At 42.1% G+C, this 21,329-nt stretch carries 18 protein-coding genes; 8 read left to right on the plus strand and 10 right to left on the minus strand.

Annotation, left to right across the window (positions count from 1 at the left end; translation table 11 throughout):
* Positions 1-481 precede the first annotated feature (481 nt).
* The 7 genes from AC58CZ_RS11025 (at position 482) to AC58CZ_RS11055 (ending at position 9,484) form a co-directional block, all read left to right on the plus strand.
* On the plus strand, positions 482-1,822 hold the full coding sequence (locus AC58CZ_RS11025) for an efflux RND transporter periplasmic adaptor subunit (protein WP_494224479.1): 1,341 nt from the start codon (positions 482-484) through the stop codon (positions 1,820-1,822).
* Positions 1,819-4,914, plus strand: coding sequence for an efflux RND transporter permease subunit (locus AC58CZ_RS11030; protein ID WP_494224480.1), 3,096 nt, complete (start codon positions 1,819-1,821; stop codon positions 4,912-4,914). Before AC58CZ_RS11025 ends, AC58CZ_RS11030 begins: the two co-directional genes overlap by 4 nt.
* Positions 4,915-5,116: 202 nt before the next feature.
* Positions 5,117-5,635: a hypothetical protein gene (locus AC58CZ_RS11035; protein WP_494224481.1), complete on the plus strand. Its 519-nt coding sequence runs from the start codon at positions 5,117-5,119 to the stop codon at positions 5,633-5,635.
* 263 nt (positions 5,636-5,898) lie between these two features.
* Positions 5,899-6,891 (plus strand): putative oxygenase MesX, encoded by a 993-nt coding sequence (locus AC58CZ_RS11040; RefSeq protein ID WP_494224482.1) that lies wholly within the window; start codon positions 5,899-5,901, stop codon positions 6,889-6,891.
* A gap of 72 nt (positions 6,892-6,963) precedes the next feature.
* On the plus strand, positions 6,964-7,992 hold the full coding sequence (locus AC58CZ_RS11045; RefSeq protein ID WP_494224483.1) for a methionine synthase: 1,029 nt from the start codon (positions 6,964-6,966) through the stop codon (positions 7,990-7,992).
* A gap of 103 nt (positions 7,993-8,095) precedes the next feature.
* Entirely contained in the window at positions 8,096-8,599 is a 504-nt protein-coding gene (locus AC58CZ_RS11050) for a flavin reductase (RefSeq protein WP_494224595.1), read from the plus strand.
* A 66-nt stretch (positions 8,600-8,665) separates the two neighbouring features.
* A complete protein-coding gene (locus AC58CZ_RS11055) occupies positions 8,666-9,484 on the plus strand; it encodes a TSUP family transporter (protein WP_494224484.1) in 819 nt (272 codons plus the stop codon).
* A gap of 417 nt (positions 9,485-9,901) precedes the next feature.
* Here the strand turns inward: AC58CZ_RS11055 and AC58CZ_RS11060 are convergent, their stop codons facing one another.
* From AC58CZ_RS11060 to AC58CZ_RS11070, 3 genes are all read right to left on the minus strand, one after another.
* On the minus strand, positions 9,902-10,426 hold the full coding sequence (locus AC58CZ_RS11060; RefSeq protein WP_493921488.1) for a hotdog fold thioesterase: 525 nt from the start codon (positions 10,424-10,426) through the stop codon (positions 9,902-9,904).
* 74 nt (positions 10,427-10,500) lie between these two features.
* Positions 10,501-10,896: a hypothetical protein gene (locus AC58CZ_RS11065; protein WP_494224485.1), complete on the minus strand. Its 396-nt coding sequence runs from the start codon at positions 10,894-10,896 to the stop codon at positions 10,501-10,503.
* Positions 10,871-11,749 (minus strand): alpha/beta fold hydrolase, encoded by an 879-nt coding sequence (locus AC58CZ_RS11070; protein WP_494224486.1) that lies wholly within the window; start codon positions 11,747-11,749, stop codon positions 10,871-10,873. The genes AC58CZ_RS11065 and AC58CZ_RS11070 overlap by 26 nt, the downstream gene beginning before the upstream one ends.
* Positions 11,750-11,835: 86 nt before the next feature.
* Between AC58CZ_RS11070 and AC58CZ_RS11075 the strand changes: the two genes are divergently transcribed.
* Positions 11,836-12,201 carry a MerR family transcriptional regulator gene (locus tag AC58CZ_RS11075; RefSeq protein ID WP_071002737.1) on the plus strand — a complete coding sequence of 122 codons (366 nt, stop codon included), beginning with the start codon at positions 11,836-11,838 and terminating at the stop codon, positions 12,199-12,201.
* A 1-nt stretch (position 12,202) separates the two neighbouring features.
* Here the strand turns inward: AC58CZ_RS11075 and AC58CZ_RS11080 are convergent, their stop codons facing one another.
* The 7 genes from AC58CZ_RS11080 to AC58CZ_RS11110 all read right to left on the minus strand — a co-directional run bounded on the left by AC58CZ_RS11080 (position 12,203) and on the right by AC58CZ_RS11110 (position 21,251).
* A complete protein-coding gene (locus AC58CZ_RS11080; RefSeq protein ID WP_494224487.1) occupies positions 12,203-12,514 on the minus strand; it encodes a hypothetical protein in 312 nt (103 codons plus the stop codon).
* Positions 12,515-12,822: 308 nt separating this feature from the next.
* Positions 12,823-13,584, minus strand: a complete 762-nt coding sequence (locus tag AC58CZ_RS11085; RefSeq protein WP_427593436.1) for an IS5 family transposase — start codon at positions 13,582-13,584, stop codon at positions 12,823-12,825.
* A 145-nt stretch (positions 13,585-13,729) separates the two neighbouring features.
* A complete protein-coding gene (locus AC58CZ_RS11090; protein WP_494224488.1) occupies positions 13,730-14,428 on the minus strand; it encodes a hypothetical protein in 699 nt (232 codons plus the stop codon).
* Positions 14,429-14,534: 106 nt separating this feature from the next.
* Entirely contained in the window at positions 14,535-15,446 is a 912-nt protein-coding gene (locus tag AC58CZ_RS11095) for a DUF7281 domain-containing protein (RefSeq protein WP_494224489.1), read from the minus strand.
* Positions 15,437-16,744, minus strand: coding sequence for a hypothetical protein (locus AC58CZ_RS11100; protein ID WP_494224490.1), 1,308 nt, complete (start codon positions 16,742-16,744; stop codon positions 15,437-15,439). The genes AC58CZ_RS11095 and AC58CZ_RS11100 overlap by 10 nt, the downstream gene beginning before the upstream one ends.
* Positions 16,741-17,361: a condensin complex protein MksE gene (locus AC58CZ_RS11105; protein ID WP_494224491.1), complete on the minus strand. Its 621-nt coding sequence runs from the start codon at positions 17,359-17,361 to the stop codon at positions 16,741-16,743. The genes AC58CZ_RS11100 and AC58CZ_RS11105 overlap by 4 nt, the downstream gene beginning before the upstream one ends.
* Positions 17,361-21,251 carry an ATP-binding protein gene (locus AC58CZ_RS11110; protein WP_494224492.1) on the minus strand — a complete coding sequence of 1,297 codons (3,891 nt, stop codon included), beginning with the start codon at positions 21,249-21,251 and terminating at the stop codon, positions 17,361-17,363. Before AC58CZ_RS11110 ends, AC58CZ_RS11105 begins: the two co-directional genes overlap by 1 nt.
* Positions 21,252-21,329 lie beyond the last annotated feature (78 nt).

Here is a 21,329-nt window from a genome sequence, read left to right on the forward strand (position 1 = left end):
GTTTCCTTTATTAATAGATTTAGAACCATAATGACAAATCCCCTCATAAATACAAGCCGAAACTGTAGGGCGTCTGTATCGCTGGGTTTTATGACTGATGATTTTGAGAGGCGTTATCTTATGTCATGCCATTCATCATCTCAGTATGTTTGGTCATGAGTATTGACGATCTAAATGTGAAATAGCACGCTGTGAAGCGTTTAAGCCTAGAATTGATAGCGTCATATACCTACATCATCTGCTTTTATTTAACACTCGTATCATCGTTTTTAGTGATAATATCTTGATGAAGTTCAATATCTTAATAGTATCTTATGCTGGGTCGGCGGCTGACTATGCGGATACTTAACAGGATTGACCCCATTGAGCGTTAGTCTACAATATTAAAAGCGACTATCAACAAGATCTGCCTGCCCCACTTTGTTTCCTTTATACCTTTTACGGCGCTAGCGAGTACTGTGCTTATTTATAGAGACCGACTATGAGTGACTTTAAAGACCCTGATAATAAGCAAGAACCGACTAGCGGACAGCAAACCAATATTGAGACACCTCAACACGCTGAGCTACCACCGTATCGTCAATCTGATGCCTTATCTAAAAACTCTCCTGCAAAAATGCCACTATGGTTGTTGCCAGCATTGGTTGCGGTGCTGGTGATTGGATTTGTGCTAGGTAAGTATTGGGGCGGTAGTGCAGACGAGTTACGAGAGGAGCCAGTCGCCTCTAGTGGTGTGGCAGGTGGCAATGAAGCTGATAGCACTGCGAGTACGGAGCAGTCTGTTTTGTCAGTAGAAACCGTCAGCCCAAGCCAAGATGATATCGGTCGCACACTTAGCGCTGATGGCACCATCAACGCCAAAGATATCGCTAATGTCAGCGCAAAAGTCAGTGGTGTGGCCATCGAGCGTGTATTGGTCGAAGAGGGCGACCGCGTGAGAGCGGGGCAAGTGCTCGCAATGTTTGATACTGATGCGATGGAGCAGCAAGTGCTGCAAGCTGAGGCAGATGTGGCAGAGGCAGAAGCCACACTTGCCAACGCCAGCGCCGATGCGGCCCGCGTATTGCCACTCATCGATATTGACGCCATTAGTAAACAAGAAGCCGATCGCTACCGTACTTCTGAGGTACGTGCCCGTGCAGCGTTGCAAGCATCCAAAGCCCGTTTAAGCAATCAGCGTTTGACCCTTGATAATGCCACAGTGGTTGCCCCTGTTAGCGGTATTATTAGTGAAAAAATGATCGAGGTTGGGCAGGTTGCAGGTGGTGATCCATTATTTACGATTATCAAAGACGGTATATTGGAATGGCGAGCAGAGTTAGATCCCAAGCTTGTCGGCGATATCAATATTGGTACACCCGTACGAGTCGCTCTACCGGGCGATGATGCCGTGATGGGACAGGTGAACCGTATCGCACCGACGGCAGATAATAATCGCCAAATCACGATTTATGCGAGCCTCGCGGCTAATTCAAAAATTCGCGCTGGCATGTATCAGACAGGCGAGTTCCTACTCGGTAGTGCCAGCACTCAGACGATTCCTAATAGCGCTATCGTCAGTAACGATGGTTATGACTATGTGATGCTAGTGACTGATTTGACCACGACAGATGGTAAATCAATGGGACGTATCAAACAACAACGAGTGACCTTAGGCGAGCGACTTGGTGAAAACGTCGCCGTGCTAGAGCCATTGCCAAGTGACAGCCATATTGTGCAGCAAGGCGGTAGTTTCTTAAATGATGGAGATTTGGTGCGTATCGTTAATGGTGTGGGCCAAGCCAGTACCGCCGTCAATACAGCAGCGCAGGCACAATCATGAGCCTAAACGTCTCCGCTTACTCGATCAAAAACCCGCTCGTCGCAATCTTGCTATTTGTACTCCTCACATTAGGGGGTATTTATGGCTTTATGAAAATGAAGGTGCAGCAGTTTCCGGATATCGACCTGCCCGCTGTAGTGGTGACAGTCACGTTGCCGGGTGCCGCGCCCTCGCAGCTCGAAAACGATATTGCCAAGAAAATTGAAAACAAACTGACCAGTATCGAAGGCGTAAGTCATATCCGCACCACGTTGCAGACTGGTGCTGCGACGATGGCGACCGAGTTTGTATTAGAAAAAGACATTCAAGAAGCCGTCGACGATGTACGCTCGGCGGTGGGTGAAGTACGTGGCGATCTACCCGCTGCTGCTAACGATCCTATTATTACCAAGGTATCTACCGCAGGGTTCCCAGTAGTCACGTACTCTGTGGCTTCTGACAATATGAGCGTAGAGGATCTGTCGTGGTTTGTGGATGATACGGTCACCAAGCAGCTCTCTGATATACCGGGTGTTAGTACCGTCAGCCGTGTTGGCGGGCTTCAGCGCGAGATTACCGTTGCCGCTGATCCGATTGCGCTGAGTGGTTTGAAATTACCCATCTCTCAGCTGTCGCAGCAAATTGCGGGTATCCAGCAAGACAGCTCTGGCGGTGAGGCAGAAGTCGGAAATACGACGCAGACGATCCGTGTCCTTGGCGCCGTTGAGCGGGCCCGTGAGCTGAATAATTTGCAGGTGGCGGTGCCTACTGGCGGGACGCAAGAGCTCGGACGGATGGCAAAGATCACCGATGGCGCCGCTGACCCAAGCTCTATTGCTAAGCTTGATGGTAAAACAGTAGTGGCATTTAACATCACTCGCTCGCGCGGTGCCAGTGAAGTCGATGTCATGGCGCTGGTTGATGATGAGCTTGCCAAGCTGACCGCTGATACTGGCAATATTAGTATCGAAAAAGTCTATGATCGAGCGACACCTATTGCTGAGGATTATGAAGCCTCTCTACGGATGTTGATCGAAGGTGGTATTTTAGCGGTCGTCGTCGTATTTTTATTCCTGCGTAATATTCGAGCGACGATTGTTGCCGCTGTTGCTTTACCTTTATCGGTGATTCCTACCTTTTTGGGCATGTATCTCTTTGGCTTTAGCCTCAATATTATCTCCTTACTGGCTTTATCACTCGTCATTGGCGTACTGGTCGATGATGCGATCGTTGAGGTCGAAAACATCATACGACATTTGCGTATGGGTAAAACCCCTTATGAAGCGGCGATGGAGGCGGCTGATGAGATTGGTCTGGCGGTGGTTGCCACGACCTTTACTTTGATTGCGGTGTTTTTGCCGACAGCCTTTATGGGCGGTATCGTTGGACAGTTTTTCCGACAGTTTGGTTGGACGGCAGCATTATCCATTTTTGCCTCACTCATGGTGGCGCGTTTGATCACACCGATGATGGCGGCATACGTGCTTCGACCTGAGAAAAACCACGTCGAAAAACAAAGCGCGATGATGGGATACTATCTCAAAATTGTCTCGTGGACATTGCGTCACCGCTGGCTGACTATGGGGGCAACGCTGGTATTGTTTGTGGCCTCATTAGGGCTGGTGAAACTGCTGCCAACTTCCTTTATCCCTGATAACGATATCGATCAGACACGCGTGGCGATTGAGCTGACGCCTGATGTGGCATTAGAAGATACAGAGCGAGTGGCTGCGCTTGCCCGTGAGCGGATCCTAGCCATGCCTGAGGTGACGAATATTTTTACCTCAGTCGGAGAGGCGCAGGCGTCAATGGGTGCGTCGGACGGTGGTGGCGGTAAAGCTGAAAACATCGCGGGCTTAGATATCGTACTGGCCCCACGTGCAGAACGAGGCACCAAGCAAGAGATCGAACGTAAAATTAGCCAGCTCATGACCGAAGTACCCGGTGCTCGCTTTACCGTTGGGCTATCGAGCGGCGGGGAGAGTGGTTATAACTTTTCATTAACCAGCACCAACCCGCAATTGCTCGAGCAGACTGCACAAAAAATCATGACTGAGATACGAGGTTTGCCAAGCGCAGGCGCGGTGACCAGCGATCGCAGTTTGCCGCGTCAAGAGCTCACGGTGACGCCAGATAGACTGGCGATGGCTGACAAAGGGGTGACGACGCAAGACATTGCGACCACGTTGCGTGTGGCGACTGTTGGCGATTATGAGCAGCGTTTATCTAAGCTCAATCTTGATACGCGTCAGATTCCTATCGTGGTGCGTCTACCCGATGTTGCCAAGCAAAACGTCAGTCAGTTAGAAGGCTTATATGTGCCGAGTACCATGCCTGCAGGGCAAGGGGTACGAGTGGGCGAAGTCGCAGCGCTCGATTTTGGGACAGGGCCTGCGCAGATCAGCAGGCTGGATCGGGAGCGTGCGATTAGCATCACAGTGCAACCAGCGGATGGCGAGCTAGGTGATCTAGTACAAGCGGTCAAATCCGTGCCAACGATGCAGCAATTACCGCCTTCGATTACCATCATTGATCAAGGTCAAGCCGAAAATATGGCGGAGCTGTTTAGTGGGTTTATCATTGCGATGTCGGTGGGTGTGGTCTGTATCTTAGGCGTTCTTATTTTATTATTTGGCCGTTTATTACAGCCATTTACCATTTTGATGGCACTGCCGTTATCGATAGGCGGCGCGTTTGTGGGTTTGGTCATTACCAATAGTAGTCTGTCGATGCCGTCGATGATTGGCTTTATTATGCTCATGGGTATCGCAACCAAAAACTCAATCCTACTCGTCGATTACGCGCTGATTGCTCAGCGTCGCGGGCTGGCGCGTTTTGAGGCCATTATGGATGCCTGTCGCAAGCGTGCGCGGCCTATCATCATGACCACCATTGCGATGGGTGCAGGCATGTTACCCCTGGTCTTTGGTTGGGGTGATGCCGATCCTACGTTTAGGCGACCGATGGCGGCCGCCGTATTGGGCGGGCTAGTGACCTCAACGCTACTTAGTCTGGTAGTCATCCCAGTGGTTTATACACTGATGGATGATGTGTCAGGATGGTTTGCCAAATGGCTGGTGCCACATGGGAAGAAGAGAAGCCCACATATTTAACATACTGCAATACACAGTCATCATGATGATAATGCACCCCATACATGACTACCACGTATGGGGTTTTTTGATACATCTCACAACCAAACTGTCATAGAACCCATATGCCTTTTTACCTATCGTCTAATTGTCTGATATATCAATACGTTATAGTAACGCCATTATCAAGCCGTATTCTATGATTTGTCTTCAGGAGGCATCTATGAAACTAACCACCATCACTTTAAGTATGGTTGCCGCCTTGTCATTGACCAGCTGTGCCACGCAACAAGCGACCAGTACCGACTGGACACCCTATTTCAAATCGATGCAGACAGATTGTGACTATCCTAACCCGACAACCAGCAGCTTGCCCATACTGTATCAGCAGTCCATTATTGATACCGATACACGTATCAAACCTTACAATTCGTCTGATGAGGAGCAACTGGAGCATTTGGACGAAACCATCACCACTTACACGCTAAATAACGCGACCGCCTTTGGTAAACAGCTCTCAAAAATTGAATATCTCAGCGGTTTTGAATGGTCGCATTTAAAGCTGTATTTTGCCAATAACCCACAGTCACTACGCAGCGAATTCACGCTGCCTGTTGATAAACATGATATTAACACCGTAACCAAAAACGACAGTAGTGGCTATCAAGTGACGGGCGAGGGCTACAAGCATTTAACCTTTGATAAAAAAGACAACAGCATTACCTGTGGGTTTGGGGTGTAGCGAAGAGCAAGGTTTTTAGTGACCGATATATTTGAGCGTTTTCATACGTAAAGACTTAAGCCTCAAGATAGCAGTGCTGTTATCTTGGGGTTTCTTATATATAGAGATGTAATTTATTCAAAAAAACAAGCAGGTTATTTTCTGAACATGAATAAAATTCATCTTATACTAAGTTTATATCGTTTTTATTCATGTTAAGGATTTGGTTTAATATACCCATACAGACATTTAGTATTATCTCAATTTGTAGGGTAGGAATCACCATGACTAAGCCTTTTGCATGTTCAATCAAGCACATTCGTTTTGATGAAAACTATCAGCCTGCCAGCAGCACGCGCATGACGACCAACTTTGCCAATCTGGCGCGCGGCGAGCAGCGTGAAGACAATCTGCGTAAAGCGTTGACCATGATTAACAACCGCTTTAACGCGCTGGCACATTGGGATAACCCCAATGCCGATCGTTATTCGATCGAAGTCGACATTGTGTCTGCTAACATGGATATCGAGGGCAATGGTAATGCCTTTCCTGTGATTGAGATGCTACAAACCACCATCGTGGACCATAAAGAAAACAAGCGCATCGATGGCATGATTGGCAACAGTTTCTCATCTTACGTGCGCGATTACGACTTTAGCGTGGTGCTACTGGAGCATTTTAATAAGCACCCAAATACCAAAGCGCCTGACGACTTTGGCGACTTACACGGCAAATTGTTTCAATATTTATTGAACTCAGAGGCCTACAAAGCCAACTTTAACAAACAGCCTGTGATTTGCTTGAGTGTCTCAACCAGCAAGACCTATTACCGTACCACCAATGTGCACCCCGTATTGGGCGTGGAATACAAGCAAGACGAGTATTCATTGACCGACGATTATTTTTACAAGATGGGCTTAACCGTGCGTTACTTTAAGCCTGAAGGCAGCGCTGCACCATTAGCGTTTTATTTTGCGGGTGATTTGACCAGCGACTATACCGATCTTGAGCTTATCAGTGCAATCAGCACCATGGAGACCTTTCAAAAGATCTACCGCCCTGAGATTTACAACGCCAACTCAAGCGCGGGTCAGGTCTATCAGCCAAGCCTAAAATACCAAGACTACTCGCTGACGCAGATTGTTTATGACCGTGAAGAGCGTAGTCAGATGGCGGTCAAACAAGGCAAATTTACCGAAACGCATTTTATCAAGCCTTACCAAGATATTCTTGAAGCATGGGCGGCCAATTACGCTGTAAACAAGAACGTCGCTTAAAAAATCCAAATATAAAAGCGCACGCTATAATACCTAAAATAGAGACATCTGAAATAGAGAAGACAATACGACATGACTTTATTATTACCGACCTCTACCGCTGGCAGCTTGCCAAAACCCTCTTGGTTGGCAGAACCTGAAAAAATTTGGTCGCCGTGGCAACTTGACGGTGAAGAATTGCTTCAGGCAAAACAGGATGCGCTGCTAGTATCGCTACAAGAGCAAGTGCAAGCAGGCGTCGATATCGTCAGTGACGGTGAGCAGACCCGTCAGCACTTTGTCACTACCTTTATTGAGCACTTAGACGGCGTGGATTTTAACCAGCGCGAAACCGTGCGTATCCGCAATCGATATGATGCCAGCGTACCGTCAGTGGTGGGTGCCGTGAGCCGCCAAAAACCTGTGTTTGTAGAAGATGCCAAGTTTTTACGTAAGCATACTGACAAGCCGATCAAATGGGCATTGCCTGGGCCGATGACCATGATCGATACGCTGTATGATGGTCACTACAAGAGCCGTGAAAAGCTGGCATGGGAGTTTGCAAAAATCCTCAATCAAGAAGCCAAAGAATTAGAAGCGGCAGGCGTAGACATTATTCAGTTTGACGAGCCTGCGTTCAACGTGTTTTTTGATGACGTCAATGACTGGGGTATCGCTACGTTAGAGCGCGCTATCGAAGGCTTAAAGTGCGAAACGGCGGTACATATCTGCTACGGTTACGGCATCAAAGCCAATAACGACTGGAAAAAAACGCTGGGCTCAGAGTGGCGTCAGTATGAGCAAGCGTTTCCTAAATTGCAGCAGTCCAATATCGATATCGTCTCATTAGAATGTCAAAACTCGCATGTGCCCATGGATTTGATAGAGCTCATTCGCGGTAAAAAAGTGATGGTTGGTGCAATCGATGTCGCCACTGATGATATTGAAACTCCTGAGGAGGTAGCCGATACGCTACGCAAGGCCTTACAATTTGTCGATGCGGACAAGCTGTATCCCTCGACCAACTGCGGTATGGCGCCGTTGTCTCGTGAGGTGGCACGCGGCAAGCTACATGCGCTGAGCGCTGGTGCGGCAATCGTGCGGCAAGAGCTGAGCGTTTAGCAAAACTTAACAAGTTCTGGCTTGTTTAAGCTTATGAGTGGCCTCAGTTAACAAGGTACTTATAGATTTAACGTTTCTCAGGATTGTAGTAATGATAAAAGATATGATTGAAGCCACTGATTTTAGAGATGCCATGGCGCTATTGCCCACGGCGGTCAATGTGATCACCACCAATGGTCCGTCAGGCACTCATGGGTTTACTGCCTCGGCGGTATGTAGCGTCACTGATACACCGCCGACACTGCTGGTATGTATGAATCAAGCCGCGCGCTCACATGGGCATTTTGTGGACAATAAAGTCTTGAGCGTCAATGTGCTTGGTGCCCAGCATGAACACTTATCCAATGCTTTTGCTTCTAAACTAAGCTCAGATGAGCGCTTCGAGCAAGGAGTTTGGACTGAGCTTGTGACAGGCGCGCCTATCCTGAAAGGTGCGCTGGTGAGCTTTGATTGTGAGATTGAGCACATTCAAGAAGTGGGTACGCATAGTGTGCTGATGTGCCGAGTGGTCGCTATCAAACCTCCAGAATCCCCAAGCGGGCAAGGGGAAAGCTTGGTCTATTTTAACCGTGCTTATCATTACGTAGGTCAAGTTGAGCTTGTATAAGTCATAACTGGCATTAATATAGAGCACTTGCTCAGAAAATAAATCTATATAAGAAGACACTATCCCGTGGAACTACTCATTTTTTTAATCATAGGTGCACTAGCAGGGTTTGCGGCCGGGCTTTTCGGCGTGGGCGGTGGCACCATTATCGTACCGCTGTTATTTATCGTCTTTACCCAAATGGATTACAGTCCTGATACGGTCATGCATCTGGCACTAGGCACCTCACTTGCCACCATCATCGTCACCTCTATCAGTTCGCTCATGGCGCACAATAAAAAGGGCGGCGTCATGTGGCCGGTCTTTAAAAATCTAGCACCTGGTTTGGCGCTAGGGTGTTTTTTGGGAGCAGGGATAGCAGGGCAAATATCAGGGTTATATCTGCAGCTGATTGTCGGGGTGTTTTTACTGTGGGTCGCTTATAGAATGTTTACCGCTGGTAAAAGACGTACACATATGAATGATGCGAGTCATACGCCTGTGGTATTACCGTCTAAACCCAAGCAACTTGCGGCAGGTGGTATTATTGGTGCGGCCTCGGCCATTTTTGGTATTGGCGGTGGCAGCTTAACGGTGCCGTATCTTACCCGTTATAATGTGGTTATGCAAAAGGCGGTAGGCACGTCGGCGGCGTGTGGTTTGCCTATTGCCATTGCTGGTGCGCTCGGCTTTATGTTCTTTGGTATGCAGCAGCAAGTTGATGTACCCAATACCATTGGCTTTGTGCATATTTATGCCTTTTTGGGCATTGCGAGTATGAGCTTTTTTACCGCTAAAGTTGGGGCAAAAGTTGCTCATATGCTCTCACCGCCACTGTTAAAGAAGTGCTTTTCGGTATTGTTATTCGTAGTGGGACTTTATTTTCTTTATAAAGGGTTGGTTTGAAGATTTGGATTGGTGTGTTTGAAATATGAAGACTAAGAACGATATGATATTGCTTAATATTGAAAATCACGCCTAGTTTAGTAATCTGTTATAAAATGCTACTTTTCTTGCTTGCTGTGACTGCGTCTCCAGAGGCTGCGAAAAATAGCGTTTAATCTTGCTATACCATTTTTATAATGGTTTCACTATAACATCCATTATATTCTTAGCGGTTTTCTTTGGTTTAGAAGCTATTAGACTTGAGACTGTCAGGTAAGTTTCATTAACTATAGTTAGCTGAATGTAAAACTGTTATGGATTTAAACGCGCTACTGGTATAAATTTTACTTGCGTGCTGCGTTCCCAGAGGCTGCGCAACATTCATCCCAGTAGCGCTATGACATTTTTAGAGTGTATCGACTATATCGAAAATTCTATCTAAACATCAAGAATGATGCAGGTTGTGGTGGCATGAGCATACAACTTGCCATCAGGCCCTACAATTTTTCCTTCAGCAGTTGCTGTTCTTCGACCAGCATGAATGACTTTGCCTTCAGCCCGTACTAAAGGTGTTGCCACTGTCAAAGCTCGCACCATATTTACTTTTATCTCTAAAGTTGTGTAGGTTTTTCCTGCTGGCAAAAGGGTATGGACAGCGCAGCCAACAGCGGAATCTAAAAGCGTGCAGAACCAGCCGCCGTGGACTGTACCCAATGGGTTGTAATGATGAAGCTTTGGACGCCCTTGAAAAACGGCAATACCTTTTTCCATATGAATAGGAGTGTAGTCGAGCGTTAGACCAATAGGAGGATGAGGCAGCTCTCCTGCAAACATAGCATTAAAAATGTCCATACCGCTGCGAGTGGTTAAGTCTGATAATGGAATGACGTCAGCGTCACCTAGCTTTTCTCTAATGAGTGCTTCTTCTGTTTCCCATGTTGCTATAGTTTCTTCAACATTCATTTTCAATTCCTTAAAACGATAAATAAGAGGTTAGCTCATTCTTATAAAGACCAAAGTTTTATCAATTAGTGTTCTTAATGTTTGCTTTTATTTTTAAAATACATCGTTACATAGCCGATTAACCAAAAAGCACATATTGCTTGAAACCAGATAAGACTGTGCATGGTGATCGTCATAATATTATCAGTCTCAACATTGTAGTGTAGTAATGACAATAAACCCATCAAGGCATACAAATAAAGCCACCAATACCCCTTGCTCATCTGGCTTTTGACAGCCACGATCAAGCCGTAGATACCGATTGGTGTCATGACGAACCAAAAAGCATCTACCAGATGAGGGGATAACCAATCAGGCTCAGGATAGTGGTCAAAATAAACCACATTATGAACATAGTGCAAAATGCTCGAGAACACACTAAGTAATACAATGAAAATCAGGGTCTTATAGTGTTTGTAACGATTTATCATGGTGTACCTTGTTGATCGTCTCTAAAATATCTTGCCAAATATGAGTGTTTTTGCTTCTAAAATAGCCAAAATGCCCAATTGATTGGTCTGCTCCCTTGCTAATGGTATAGCGTTTAAAAGTGATGGGTTGATCGCTAGTCACATTTTTCCAAAAATTATGCAGGTTGCGTTCAGTGCAGATTTCATCATCATCGGCAGTGAAGACGAAGGTTGGCACATTAAAATTCTTGTAAGTCCCAAGGGGAATGGTTTTTCCATAGAATTTTTCTGAGAAAAACAGCTCTTTTTCTCGGCACCAAGCTCCCCATTCCTCTGTAAAACCAGCAGGTAAATCTTCCATGAGTTTGAAGCTTTTAGCCGGCACATAATTAAAGACTTTATTACTAAGCGGTGCTAAAAAACGGAAAAAGAAATTGGCTTTAAGGCGATAGCGAGGCGGCATATAGCTAAAGTATCCTGCTGAGACAGCCACTGCGATTAAGGCATCCAATTGATCAGCATTATGAGCAAGACCTACCTGTTGACCACCAGTACTATGACCCACACAATACAAGGGTAAATCCTTAAATAGGCGCTTAGCTGTATCGATGGCAGCTGGAATGTCATAGCGTCCGATATCAGAATACTGATAATGACACTCCTTTAGATGACTTATTTTAGAATCGCAAAACCCTCTGTAATTCCAAAGAATGACATGAAAACCATGCTCTCTTAAGTATTTAGCAAACGGCAAATAATAAGAAGTTTTAGTAGCGGTTCCTGGATTTATTAGAACAACGGCCTTAGGGTTATTCGCTTTATAGAGGGTTGCACGCAGCTCGACGTTGTCGTCCGTCAGAATATTTATATCCATAAAAGAACCTACTTGTTGTTAATTAACGCCTACTATAAACTATGGACATTACTCCACAGTCAAGCGTTAATTGAGGGTGCTCGATAATGAATATAAAAGAATTAACTGAAACAGTCGGACTAAGCAGAGATACGATCCGTTTTTACGAGAGGGAAGGATTAATTTCGTCACCATCTAGAAAATCTAATGGTTATAGAGATTACGATAACAGGATTGTAGAACAGCTCAATATGATTATTATGGCGAAGGAGTTAGGTTTCACCTTAAAAGAGATTAGAGAGCTAACAGAGCTATTGTATTCAAACAACCTGACCCAATCACAAATGGGTGAAAAGCTTCTAGAAAAAAACAAGCAAATTGAAGTTAAGATTCTAGAGTTATCTAAAATGAAAGCGTTAATAGATGATGCATTAAAAGGCATGTGTTCTTATAAGGATAAGCTAGCTCTTTAATCTAAGTTATGAAAGGTCCCGATACAGTACCTCCAGGTCTCAAATCATCTAAACCAATATCATGGGATAAAATTGACTCACTGCTATTTACTGCCTCAATCTTGTACTTTGCTTGAGGGAACTCAGACTTCATGAACTCAGCTATCTCTTCCTTGGTTGCTGACATAGGGCTGTAGTGGTGTGTTCGTTTAGTCTTGTGACCAAAGACACGATGAGATCTTCCAAGTGAGAATATATCAGCTATTTTGACAAATGGCTGATAATCTTTCGAAGACTCAGTTGTTGTGGGTCCTTTTCTATTTTTGTTATTCACAAAAAAATCCTTTGCCACCTCGTTGATACAAGATAGCAAAGGATGAATCCTCACACAATAGTGTGACGGGTAATTTATTAATAAAATTATTGTCAGCGAGTAATAAAGATTCATACTGATATGATTGTAAAGTATTGATTTCACTACTCGTCAATTAACATTAAAAATAATAAAGTATCATACTGGATGATAGTAATCAGAACTTTAAGTTGCATTTTGGAGTAATAAAGTATCATACTGAGAAAGTACTAATATATACTATACTCAAATCATTTATCTTAGCTGAATAACTAGGGTGTGTATAGAATTCAAATCAGGGGCAACCAGATAAAGACACAAGCAAGCATTATCGCTGCTGCATAGCTATCTTTGAGCTTATCATATCGCGTGGCAATGCCCCTAAAATGTTTCAACCTAGCAAAAGCGTTTTCTACCAAGTGACGGCAACGATACAAATACCAGTCTAGTGTGTCATTGTTGCTATTTTTAGAGTTCGACTTAACGGGTATGACTGACTCAGCACAGTGCTTGAAGATACACTCTCTAATATCACTACTATCGTAGCCCCTGTCTGCAATCACCGCTTTAGTCTGGTTATTAATCGTGCTATCTATCAACGTCTTTGCCATCTTAGCGTCATGCACTTGCCCACCTGTCAGCTCAACATGTATAGGGTTACCACAAGCATCGACCACTAAGTGCAGTTTGCTGCTATTACCTGCAACACTTTTACCAATGGCCTCATCAAGATGACTGGCTGCGCCTGAACTATGCTGATGAGCTTTGACCACGCTACCGTCTATAAATAACCATTCACTATCATAGTTTGCTGTGATTATTTTCATGAGCTTTTGCCATTTACCGGTTTTACGCCAATAACGGTATTGATGATATATGCGAGACCAATGACCGAAATAAGAAGGTAAGTCTCGCCATGGACAGCCTACTCTTATGCGGTACAACATGCCTTCAACGGTACGTCTTAGATTGGGCTTGTTATATACGTTAATTTGTCGCAATATAATAAATAGCTTGTGCCAATGTTCATCGTTGAGCTTGGTGCGAGCCATAAGTGACGCCTTGTTTCTTTGTTGTGGTAAACAGTAGAGTAAGGCGTTGCTTATTTTTTTCAATGTTTTCTCAATTCTATACAGCCCCTAATGTTTTAAGCACTTTCTGGGGTTTTATATCACCTATGTCTATATGGGTTCTATCTTAATTCATCTCATATTCTTTAATCGCTCGTTGCACAATTTTACTATTATCATTCGATAACTTGTCAATTCTATATCCCTGCTTAGCTACTTCCGCTCTAACATAAGGCGACTTGTCATCGATCATTACATCTGGCCTATAACCTTGCCTTGCTACAGCTACTCTAACAGCAGTTATTTTGTCTTTATATAATACATCTAGACCATGACCCTGTTTAGCAACAGCTTCTCTCACATAACAAGAGCTGTCTTTTATAAATCCTGATAAATTATACCCTTGTTCAGCAACTTCTCTACGCACACTATCATCTTTATCATTAGCGAGATAACTTAATCGATAACCCGCATGAGCTACCATTCGCCGAACTTCAGCTTTTGAGGATTTAGACAACTCAACCGTCCCTTTTCGCTGTTCAATTAATACTGATGCCCAATGCACAGCACTCCAGACGTCCTCAGGTAGCTCAGATGCTATTTTGTTCCAGTTTTCAAACTCTCCGTAACTTTCTTTGTTATCTTCTAAGTATTTATCTATAGGCACCCAATCTATTTCAGTTTTAAGATGAACTACTTCGCAAAGCTCTTCTACTGATTCTTTTAGATATCTAATATGACCACTTGACCCATCGCCTAGTAGGAAGTAGTTACCAATTATTCGGAAGTAAACACCACTTTGCTCAAAAAAATCAACTTCTAGCATTATCTCTACCTTATATATTATTAGTTGAATGGAAAAATTAAGAATTATACTAGGACTAACTTAGACCTCAGTAGAAAATCATTTCTACATATTCATATGAATTAGCTTAAATGTCGATAATCTTCAATGGAATTTTTCTTGCCATAAGCGTCTCTTGAGGTACAGCTAAATATTTATCACGAATATGCTCAAAGTAGGGTATCAAGCTGGGTAAACTTGTTTGAATAGACGACTGTTTCTTACGATTCTCTTTAACGCTCATCTCGATATATTTCCCAGTCTGCATCCAAGGTTTGTTAGGTAGTATATATCCGTGAGCTTTGAGGGTTTTTGACATCGATTCAGCTATTCTTAAACCAGCCAAGTCATAGTCAGCGAAGATATAGCGTTTACAGTCTTTTTGAGCTAAAGCTTTCAATATAGAAGTTATATTTTTATTACTATGGCCTCGATAGGCCAGTACAGTTACCGCACCAGTCAATCCTTCTACTAGCTTTGCATGCTGCTCATTAAACCTGCAAAATGCATTAAAGTTCTCTATGATTATAATGTTATCGATATTCCAATTAATGAGGTCATTAATTTCCACACCTAAATAGGCATTCTCTTTAGTTTGCTTATGGATATAGTTGTTTGATGCATTAATAATATGTTCTTCTCTACCTAGCAGGCGACAATCAAGAAAGCCCTCGGTAGGTGCTTTACTTAATAACTTATCGTTATTTGTGAGGATTGTATTATCTACACGGTCTTTGCTTTTTAGCTCATTTAAGTTGTGTCTGAGTAGGTCTATCCCTGTTTGAGCTTTTACGATCTCTCTAATACGGCCCCAGCCACCCATATTGATGATCACTTTTCCATTTTCTGTGTAGCCAATGCTGGGATCAAAAGACACCAATAATGCAAGGATATTATCATGGCTTCGATAGGTAGCCACTCTTACTCCCTGCAGCATCTTCTCTTTTAAGTAACCGAGTTTCCCTGCCGTATTTAAGGATTTCTCTAGGTCTACTTCCATATCTGATCCCTTGATGGCGACTCTTCGATTTTATTGAGTTTTAAATATTTGGCATCGATGACGTAGCGTGTATCGCAAGTATCGGAAAGGTATTGTGATTTTAGATAGACTTTATAGTTAAATTGACTTTTAGATTTAATGATTCTGTCATTGATAAAATCACTCTTTACCACTTTTAAGAACAAGGCCAAAAAAGCTTTATATCGTATTTTGCGCTTCAAACCAGACAAATCCCAATACTCTCTAACAGACAAGGCTTTGGTAAAAGGCATATCGCAATTATCGGCCATATATTGCATAACAAGCAATTTTTCAGTGGAGGGTGGTGGTTTCTTATGTTCTCGTTCAAACTCCTCATACTCACCTTTGTATAAATTATCACTCTTGCGTTTGGGCTTTTTAGCGCTAATTTTACTTACCACAGAGAAAAGAAATTCGCTGTCATCTACAGTTTCAATATTGTGCAAAGTGCCAGCCAAAGCCATACCACCAAAAGCTAAGTCTTTATCTACAATATCGTTATATTCAATATCTATCTTTTCAGGAGCAAGTTGATTGTTTCTTAAAGCCTTGCGTAATAGCCAAAGCCTCTTGCTTTTTTTATCTTGCTCTTTTTTTAACCTATCAATTAATATCAGTGTTTTTTGTAAGTGGACTCCCATTTCAATATTAAATTTAGAAATAGAATCCGCCAAATACTCATTCAGTATAGCAGCCGCTGGCGTATACTCGCCATGTAGTTTACGGAGTTCATCCCGACTTAATATCTCTATTTTTTCGAGCTGGAGTTTGATCTTTTTATTTAAACCTTCAAGAATCTGTCTTTTTACCTTAACGTTTGATGTGTTGTTTAGATCAGAATTAATAACATACTCAATATCAGCCATCTCACGTCCAAGATATTCAGCGATGGAGATGCAGATATCTCGTATATTAGCCAAATGCATCATCTCTTCACTTTCATCTTCAAACGAATCTGACTGTATTTGCGCTAGGGCAACCTCATTACTTATCTGATGTTTAGACAGTTCAATATCGGGAGCAATATTTGCATTACGAGACTTTCTATCCAGACTCTTTAAGATTGCTGTAAAGTTTGAGCCTAGGGTAATGTTATTAGGATTGATACTGATAACACCACTGTCTTGTAATATCTGATACTGTTTATGTTTATCGTTGACCAACTCATAGCAGCCATTAGGAGAGTAGGCTTGATAAATCAAATCAGCTTTATCAGTTACAGCTCTACCAAGTGTTCTGATTGTTTCTTCCGATAACCTGAGGCTGACTTTACTCATAACCCAAGCCCTTGTTGCTCAGCAAAGATTTCTTCAGTGGGTTCATCTAATATGTTTTCAGCAATATAATCAAATACATCATATATATAGCCAATTTTTCCTGTTGCTCGATAAATCTTTTTATTGGGTTCAACCAACTTTAGTATTTCGTGCTTCTGGAGTCTTTCTAAAAGAGCAGCTACCTTTTCGTCATTGGGTTTTTTAGAAGCGCCTGTGATCTCAGAAACCTCGTTTAGCATACTTGCAAAATGCTTGTTATTATTTGCTTCTAAAATCAGCTCTGTTTGGCTTAGATTTTCACCAACAGTCAATACACTCCCTTCATCGGCTGTTGATAGGCAAGCAATCATTTCTACTATAGGTGCTATGTCATGATAAATTTCATTAAACTGTTTAACCACTGCTCTTCTATCAGAGTCACTAGGTATATTGTTTAAACCAGCATAAACCTCCCCATCACTGAGGGTGACTAGACTGACCCCAAATGGTTGTAGCTGAGACACCATACGATCATAGGCTACTTTGTTATCTCTTAGATGCCTATATGCCTCTGGATAACTCACAGAGCATATAAATTTATTGTTCATTAACAATCTTAGTATTTCATGCTCTTTCATTAGGAAAACACTCCAAATTCCTCAAGTTCTGAATCCTGAGTCAACATATACATATCATCCGTTTGAGAGATTGAGTACATATTTCTGGTTTTATTGTGATGGCAGGCAATATTATTAGCGAACAAGGGGACAACCTCATCATCTGGATTCTCAGGAGCGGCGCACATTGCTGATATACCAAGTTTTTGTAGCAAGTTTAATAACTCACGAGTATTTTGCGGATCTAACACGCCAATTTCATCAATGAAGAATTTCAGCTCGACCTCATCGCTCGATGTGGTTGATATAACTGAGAGCAAAGAAATATAAATGATGAGCTGAGCAATACGCATGGTGCCATTTGACCCCATATCTTTAAATACCTTTGCTCTTTTGGTTTCCTTGATTTCACCGCCGACCTGTTTGATTCTTAGACTGAAACTAAACTGCTCTGACAGTTTGATATTCATCTGGTTTTGACCAATATAGTCTTGCACGAGTTGTAATTTGGACAGCAGTTCCTGATTAGGCATACGCGTTGTGTCATGGATGTCCTCATTAGCCCATCTTTGATGCGCATCAGTGAAATCAGCCAAGGTGGAATACCATTTGTTTTCTTTGATTCCCGAACTTATAGCTATATGAAGCTCCTCAATGGCTAAAGCTTCTAGTTTTTCACAAACCTCTTTGCATTTAGTATTAATACGCTTCGAAAAATTACTCAAGCTATTATGAGCATCATCTAGCTTTGATTTAAACTCTCTAACTTGGTGAGCTGTGACTCGATACTGGCCAATGAGTGTATCTTTTTTAATTTCATGCTCGTTGTTTAGGTAGTCGCTAAACTTTCTAGCTTGTATGTACCAGTTTTCCTGATCAGGTATGCTGAGTAGGATACTGTCAGACATTAAGCTCTCAAACATAGACCCATTGGTGGTAAAGGGCTTTCTTATGGTCTTTAGTACATAAATACCTTTTTCCATATTCTTTTTGGTGTCGCGAACCAAAGATTTGGCATCGTTCAACACTGCTAAGCTTGCATTATGCAAGTCTTGCAAAGAATGTCCCATATATTCAGGCTCTAAGGTATGGTCTGCAACCAAAGCTTGATCAAAGGCATTACTGGCATTACTTAAGCTTTCTTTGATACTTATTAGATCGGTTTTTGCGCTCTCAATTCGATTGTTAATGATCTTCGCTTTCTCAGCAAGGGATTTGGCATCTTCCTGCTTAGATATCAGAGCTTTATTAAAAGCCGCTTGTTTATCCATTAGCTCAATTGATAGACCATTGCTTTTTTCGAACAGTATAGGTAAATTTCGATATTCTTCATCAATAAACTCATGATAGTGCTTAACGCGGATTTTAGCTTTTTCAGCAACATCTAATTTTGTGGATAGCTGCTGTACTTTAGCTATAGTCTGAGCTATAACGTTATCATCGTAGCCATTTTCATCAATAGCTCTGTCGTGACGTTCTTGAGCCTGATCAGCTTCAAGCTTTAAGCCTTCAATTTCTTTAACGTATTGTTCATTTACCACCTGTTCTCTTTTTTTCTTATCTTCTTTCAATCGTTCAATAGCCAACTTGTGATTTTTTTCTATCTTCTGCTCAGTGTCATTCATCTTGGCGTCAGTAGCCTTGGATTCTGATACTTTGTCATTAATTTTATTTTTAATTTCGTTTAATTGGTTTTCGACATTACTCTTAGCTTCTTCAATTTCGTTTTCAGCTCTTATTTCTAGTTGTTTTTGAGTCGTTTGTTTATTTTCGATATCTTTTTCAGTGTTAACCACATTGGTATTTGCCTTATAGATACCTTCATTGGCTTTTTTCTTAGTAAGCTTGGCCTGATGAATGGTTTTTTCGAGTGATGAGAGTTTGTTCCTGCGTTCTAATACCTCATCCTCTAACACAAGCCTTTGCTCAGTAATACTTTCAAGGGTAAGTAGTTTTTTAGGATTGTTAGTAGTGTCTATTTTTGATGTGTCGAGATAAAGACCATACAGAGCTTCGTCGTCTGATTCTTTAGGTGCAAGCCATTGAGGTGATAGGTCGGAGCGGTTGAATAGGGATGGGTCGATAGTTTTTCGTATCTGATTGATCAAAGGCGAAAGCACTTCATCGGATTCATTTCTCAATAAGAAACTGAGCAATGTGTCATCTTCGAGTAAAGCATATAGGTCATCAATGTTCGAGGTTTTGTCAGCAATATCACTTAATAAGCGTTCATGCTCTTTTTGTAGTTTTTCATACTCATTACTGGTCTTATGTAGATATTTTTCAGCTATTCTTTGATTTTTTATATCCTGATTAAGTTGAGTTTTAGCATTGTCTAAATTTAGTTTCAGGCTCTCTATTTCATTGGTAAGCTCGATACTACATCTAATATTCTTTAATTCTGATTCCAGATTATTTTTATCTATAATAAGCTGTGTATGTTTTTCCTTGATGGCACTAGACTTGATCTCATATTCTTTTTTAATAAGGTTAAGCTTAGTAGACTTATCATCACTTAGACTTGAAAGAGTCTCGTAGTAACCCGTTTTAATCTGCTGTAGCATTAACTCTTGTTGAGAAGATAGTCCACCTTTTTTAGACTCTATTTGCTTCAAATCTTTAGCAAGTTGCTCTTTAATATTTTCGATGATTTTAGCGGCATCTTTCTCGTCTTTGCGTAGAGCCTTGAGTCTCTCCTTTTCATGCTTTATTTGTTCTTCAAGTGACGAGATCTCTCTAATCATATTCTGTAATATGGCCAATGATTGATGATGACCAGGTACACCCTCTTCAAAATCTCGTTTCGCTCTTTCAAGCTTTTCTATCTTAGAGCTCAGATCATATATTTCATTCTGTAATTGGCCTTTCTCTTTATCCCAAGCAATTTCAGTCTTGATAATTGCTTGCACTATAGCTTCCATTGTTAATTTGAGATCATCTTCAATGGTTTTATTTTCTATAATCTTCGTATTAAAGGCTTTGACTAAGCCTTTGAACGTCTTAACTGTTATCGATAAGGCGTTTTGATTAGAAGCATTCTGCTCAACATACTGGCCTAGTTCGTCAAATTTACTTCTAAGTTGTTCAACCTCATTCCATGAGCTGCGATCTGAAAGCCACTTATTGGTATCAACACCTTGAGAGTCTATAGAAATCTCATTATTCTGAACTTTATTCTCTGTCTTCATTGCTTCAACCAAAAACTCACATATTTGATCAAACTCAATTTTACTTTTTAGAATATTGCTAGCGATTAAGGAAAATCCGTAGAAGCTACCTCTACCGACAGCCAGTGAGTAATCAGGACGAAGCGAATTGATGGTCTGTAGAGCTTTAGATGAGCGAATAGAGGCTTTTAAGCGTCTATTCGGACAATTGGATATGATGGCCTCGTAAGCCAGTTGTTTGATATTATTTGAGACGTTAAAACCTTGAGATTCGATTATACTTTTAACTTCTTCAAATTGCCTAAATCTTCGCTGATTGACGGCATCTTTTGTGACGAACCAAGTTTCATTGTATCCAGTATTAATAAAGTTAAAAATTTGTTGCCCCTCACTGCTTCGTCTGAGGATCACACATTTTTTTTCGCCCTGTCTTCTATATTCATATACCAAATAACTGTCATCATAAGGAAGATAAAAGTCAATAAAGCTTTTAACCGCCTCATTCTTTTTAGAAACCTCACTCAATCTAGTGCCAAAAAAAGGAATTACTGCTCCCATCAAGGTGGTTTTACCTGCGCTATTACGTCCAGTAATGATTGTGTTATCACCAACTTCGATAAGGTGGCTTTGGCCTTTAGGGTAACTATTGATCAGCGCGACACGTAGAAGCTTATTCACACGCCTTGTAGCTAATCTCAGATTATCTTCGTTTGCTATGTTTAACGCATCGTCCACTTTTTGCATCTTCAATCCCTTCTATGACATATAAAACCAAGTTTTAAATTCTTGAGTTATTTCAGTCTACTTCATTTCACTTTTATT

This window comes from Psychrobacter sp. CR212, assembly GCF_059693765.1.

Excerpts from the sequence above, each read along its gene's own strand:
- AC58CZ_RS11090 (WP_494224488.1), bottom strand. The coding sequence starts at position 14,428 with ATGCTAGAAGTTGATTTTTTTGAGCAAAGTGGTGTTTACTTCCGAATA.
- AC58CZ_RS11085 (WP_427593436.1), bottom strand. The coding sequence starts at position 13,584 with ATGGCTCGCACCAAGCTCAACGATGAACATTGGCACAAGCTATTTATT.
- AC58CZ_RS11035 (WP_494224481.1), top strand. The coding sequence starts at position 5,117 with ATGAAACTAACCACCATCACTTTAAGTATGGTTGCCGCCTTGTCATTG.
- AC58CZ_RS11025 (WP_494224479.1), top strand. The coding sequence starts at position 482 with ATGAGTGACTTTAAAGACCCTGATAATAAGCAAGAACCGACTAGCGGA.
- AC58CZ_RS11095 (WP_494224489.1), bottom strand. The coding sequence starts at position 15,446 with ATGGAAGTAGACCTAGAGAAATCCTTAAATACGGCAGGGAAACTCGGT.
- AC58CZ_RS11050 (WP_494224595.1), top strand. The coding sequence starts at position 8,096 with ATGATTGAAGCCACTGATTTTAGAGATGCCATGGCGCTATTGCCCACG.
- AC58CZ_RS11070 (WP_494224486.1), bottom strand. The coding sequence starts at position 11,749 with ATGGATATAAATATTCTGACGGACGACAACGTCGAGCTGCGTGCAACC.
- AC58CZ_RS11110 (WP_494224492.1), bottom strand. The coding sequence starts at position 21,251 with ATGCAAAAAGTGGACGATGCGTTAAACATAGCAAACGAAGATAATCTG.
- AC58CZ_RS11075 (WP_071002737.1), top strand. The coding sequence starts at position 11,836 with ATGAATATAAAAGAATTAACTGAAACAGTCGGACTAAGCAGAGATACG.
- AC58CZ_RS11065 (WP_494224485.1), bottom strand. The coding sequence starts at position 10,896 with ATGATAAATCGTTACAAACACTATAAGACCCTGATTTTCATTGTATTA.
- AC58CZ_RS11105 (WP_494224491.1), bottom strand. The coding sequence starts at position 17,361 with ATGAAAGAGCATGAAATACTAAGATTGTTAATGAACAATAAATTTATA.
- AC58CZ_RS11045 (WP_494224483.1), top strand. The coding sequence starts at position 6,964 with ATGACTTTATTATTACCGACCTCTACCGCTGGCAGCTTGCCAAAACCC.
- AC58CZ_RS11060 (WP_493921488.1), bottom strand. The coding sequence starts at position 10,426 with ATGAATGTTGAAGAAACTATAGCAACATGGGAAACAGAAGAAGCACTC.
- AC58CZ_RS11030 (WP_494224480.1), top strand. The coding sequence starts at position 1,819 with ATGAGCCTAAACGTCTCCGCTTACTCGATCAAAAACCCGCTCGTCGCA.
- AC58CZ_RS11100 (WP_494224490.1), bottom strand. The coding sequence starts at position 16,744 with ATGAGTAAAGTCAGCCTCAGGTTATCGGAAGAAACAATCAGAACACTT.
- AC58CZ_RS11040 (WP_494224482.1), top strand. The coding sequence starts at position 5,899 with ATGACTAAGCCTTTTGCATGTTCAATCAAGCACATTCGTTTTGATGAA.